Here is a 3,392-nt window from a genome sequence, read left to right on the forward strand (position 1 = left end):
TGAGCGCGAGCGCCAGATTTGATGGAGAAGCGGTCAAGGTAAATGATGGAGCCGGAGCGAGCCGCAGGGGCGGCTCGCGGTGATGGCCATCACGCCTGTTGATCGCGATGGGGTGGATTGTTGATGGGCGTGCTCAGGCCGGCGTTTTCGGCGCGGAGCTGCTCGGCGAGTTGCAGTTGCGATTGGGCATGACGGCGGATCTGCACGAGGTAGTGCGATTCGACGAGCATCACAAGTTCGTGGAGATAGTCCAGGATCGCCGCGCGTCCGCGTCGGTTAGCTCGGGCAGCATTGGTCCGAGCAGGGGAAGGAAGGTCTGGTCTGTCATCGGATTCTCAGCGTTTGCCGCGCCGGCTCTGGGCTGCGGTATAGGTTTCGAGGTAGAGCTTCTCGTCGATCTGCGGCAGTTCGCGTTGCGCGGCCTGGGCCAACAGTTCCCCGGCCAGGTTCATCAGGATGCGATGGTTGCCTGCGGCGTGTTCGCACAAGGTCTGGCGCAGCGGTTCGGTCATCAGGCTCGCGTTGCCGGCGCTGGTGAGCAGGTGGCTCAGGCATGCCTGCAGCTCGTCCGCGGTGGCGGCCTCCATCGCCAGACGCGCGCGGATCCGGCTGCCCAGGGGAATCAGATCGTCGCGGGTGAACTTCTCAGGCAGTCGGGCATCGCCGGCGAGCACAACGCACAGCAGCGCCTGGGAATCGAAGCGAGCCGATGCCAGCAGGCGCAACTCCGACAGCACCGGCGCGCTCATCTCCTGGGCTTCGTCGATCAGCAGCACGCAGCGACGGCGGCTGGCTTCCAGATGGGCCAGCCAGCGTTCGCGCAGGGCCTTGAAGCCGCCCCAGCGGTTCTGCGGCTTGATCGGCACCGCAAAGATGTCGCTCAGCTCCCGGTAGAAGTCGGACAGGCTGCTTTGCGGGTGGGTAATCGAGCCCACCATCAGGTCGGGCAGCCGGGTCAGACGCTGATGGAGCAGGCGCAAGGCGATGCTCTTGCCCGAGCCGGGGTCACCATGCACCATGGCAAAGCCGCCTTCGCGTGCCAGGCCGTGCTCGATGCGCCAGCAGAAGTGATCGAGTCTGGGGTTCACGAAGACCGCTTCGACGGGGATGTCCTGGGCGAAGGGATTGAACTTCAGGCCGTACAAGGCCAGCAGATTGGGTTGCATCATGGCTTCGTAGGCGGAGTCGGGGGCAGATAGGCGGGAGGCAGGCCGGTGGCGGCGTGCTCGGCAAGCAACTGGCGCATCAGCGGCGCGATGCCAGCTGGCGTGACCTCGACGGCCGCAGCGACCTGCACCCGTCCACGCAGCCCATCGGCATTGGCAGACTTGTCCAGCGGGAAGACGGCAACCAGCGGAGTGCCGGTGCGCGGGTCGACCAGTTCCACTTGGGATAGGTCCCAGCGCGCATAGCGCAGGCAGACCTGCTCCAGATGGCGATAGGCGGACGGCACCTCGAAGCGCACGCCATTGAGCGTGAAGGTGCCGTCGGAGCGGCGCTGGCGGCGGTGTTCCTGGATCCGGAAGGCGCGGCGCAATGCCAGCGCCTCAGGGCAGTTGCGCGACACGTCAGCGCAAGACAGGTAGCGCTCGAGCGGCGCCGCGCCGAGTTCGGAATGCGGTTTGCGGTGGTATTCCTGCTCGACCCAGGCCTGGGTGGCCAGGTTCAGCATCTCGAGCGTCAGGTGAGGCTCGCCCTCGAGCATGGCCATCAGTCTGGATTCGACCTGAGCCCAGAAGCTCTCCTGCTTTGCATTCTGGTAAGGCGAATATGGCAAGGTGGTCTGGTGCAGAATGCCCAGGCAAGCCAGTCCGTCGGCAAACTCGTCCGCCAGCATGGCGGCGCCGTTGTCGCTCATGATGGCTCTGGGCAGGCCGCGCTTCATGAAGGCCTGCGAGACGCCGTGCACCAGCGAAGCGGTCGTTTCGTCGAGGAACCACTGCAGGTGGCAGACGAGCCGGGAATGATCGTCCATGACACACAGCAGCAACGGCTTGTGCCAATGGCCATCTGGCATGAGGACCTTGCGCGAGCCATGGTGGAAGTCCAGGTGCCAGAGCGCAGCCGCGTGATCGACCTCATAGCTGCGCACCTCCCGTTGTTCGCGCCGGCCGGCCGCGGCGATGGCGCCAGGGGTGGTCGAGCGCGGGGTCTTCTGGCGGATGAGGCCGTGGGCCTTCAGGTATCGGCAGACTGTGGTGTAGGACGGCAGCGCGACCGGCGTGCCTTTGAGCGCGGCGACGAGGTTGTCGTAGTGCAGTTGCATGGTCCAACCTGGGTGGGCCCGGTACTGCGCCACCAGCGAATCGGTGATGGCGGGGATCATGCTGGGGAAGTGCCCGTAATCGTCGCGCAGGCGATTCTTGAGCTGGGCCACCGGATCGTGGACATGACGCGCCCGGTAATACCAGCGTTCAATGGTGGACGCGCCGAAGCGGACATCGGCGCCGGTGATGGGATGGCGCCAGACCTTGGCGGCAAGTCCCTTTAGAGCTTCCTGCAGCGCGCCCTTGCTTGGCGGTGACGCCAGCAATGGGCCGATCACCGAGAAGCGCAGACGCGCCCATCGGTTGCGGTGATCGATGGATACTGACATAGCCCTCCCAACGGGGTGTGGATGATGGGAAGGGAGGCTACGGGCAGGCCAAGTGACCTGCCATCGACAAGTTCTGCGGATCGCCTGCCTACATTGGCCGGCCCTCAGTCAGCGCGATCAGAGCGGGGGAAGCAATAGGCGCAGCGCCGCAGTGAAGCGGCCTGCGTCGGTGTCGGCCTGTACCGACTGCAGCAGTCGCTCGGGATAGGCAACGGGTTCTGGCGCGAGCGGCAAACGGCCATTGAGCCACCGGCCAATGGGGGTGGTGGGAAAGGTGTCGTCCCACCAGAGGCGCCAGCGCTTGAGCGTGACCCAACTGACGGACGGCAGTCCCTCAATGCTGAAACAATGGGCGCGGCTCGAGCGTAGCACCGTGATGATCGCGAGGTAGACGCGCCGGCCCAGGAACCGCACCGAGCCCGGCGTCGTGCGTTTGCGGCAACCGGTGCAGCACAGGCTCAGGCGCGTGCTGCAGTCCGGGCGTGCCGCCGGCGGGCATCCCCGCGGCTTGCGGGGATAGTCAGCCCGGTGAAGCGGCTGACCACAATGGCAGCAGCAATTCTCCCGTGCGGCTTGCATCAGGTCTTCGTCGATCCGGCGCAACAGGCTAAAGAATGCCGGCGTTTGTAGCAGGGCATGGCACACTGACGGGGTCTCCTTCATTGCTGGACACAATAAAGGCGACATCTTCTCTCAGGGGCGTGCGTGCACGATCCCTGAGGGAAGTTCTCCGGCTTCCCTCATCGTTCTTGATCAAATCTCCCAGATTCGGCATCACGAACGCCGCTCATGCTCA

4 protein-coding genes are annotated in these 3,392 nt (G+C 65.0%); all 4 read right to left on the reverse strand.

The genetic code is table 11. From position 1 onward, the window contains the following. Positions 1 to 89 precede the first annotated feature (89 nt). Positions 90 to 230: a hypothetical protein gene (locus J8I34_RS33495; protein WP_209808485.1), complete on the reverse strand. Its 141-nt coding sequence runs from the start codon at positions 228 to 230 to the stop codon at positions 90 to 92. Positions 231 to 335: 105 nt separating this feature from the next. Then, positions 336 to 1,169, reverse strand: a complete 834-nt coding sequence (locus J8I34_RS33500; protein WP_209808487.1) for an ExeA family protein — start codon at positions 1,167 to 1,169, stop codon at positions 336 to 338. Further along, a complete protein-coding gene (locus J8I34_RS33505; protein WP_209808489.1) occupies positions 1,166 to 2,596 on the reverse strand; it encodes a DDE-type integrase/transposase/recombinase in 1,431 nt (476 codons plus the stop codon). The genes J8I34_RS33500 and J8I34_RS33505 overlap by 4 nt, the downstream gene beginning before the upstream one ends. Before the next feature lie 117 nt (positions 2,597 to 2,713). Then, entirely contained in the window at positions 2,714 to 3,259 is a 546-nt protein-coding gene (locus J8I34_RS33510) for a transposase (protein WP_245176333.1), read from the reverse strand. Between the last annotated feature and the right edge of the window lie 133 nt (positions 3,260 to 3,392).

It is taken from the genome of Cupriavidus phytohabitans (genome assembly GCF_017815025.1).
GTDB lineage: Bacteria > Pseudomonadota > Gammaproteobacteria > Burkholderiales > Burkholderiaceae > Cupriavidus.

What these genes read in the sequence shown, in the direction of transcription:
- J8I34_RS33495 (WP_209808485.1), bottom strand. Translation starts at nt 230, where the DNA reads ATGCTCGTCGAATCGCACTACCTCGTGCAGATCCGCCGTCATGCCCAA.
- J8I34_RS33510 (WP_245176333.1), bottom strand. Translation starts at nt 3,259, where the DNA reads ATGAAGGAGACCCCGTCAGTGTGCCATGCCCTGCTACAAACGCCGGCA.
- J8I34_RS33505 (WP_209808489.1), bottom strand. Translation starts at nt 2,596, where the DNA reads ATGTCAGTATCCATCGATCACCGCAACCGATGGGCGCGTCTGCGCTTC.
- J8I34_RS33500 (WP_209808487.1), bottom strand. Translation starts at nt 1,169, where the DNA reads ATGATGCAACCCAATCTGCTGGCCTTGTACGGCCTGAAGTTCAATCCC.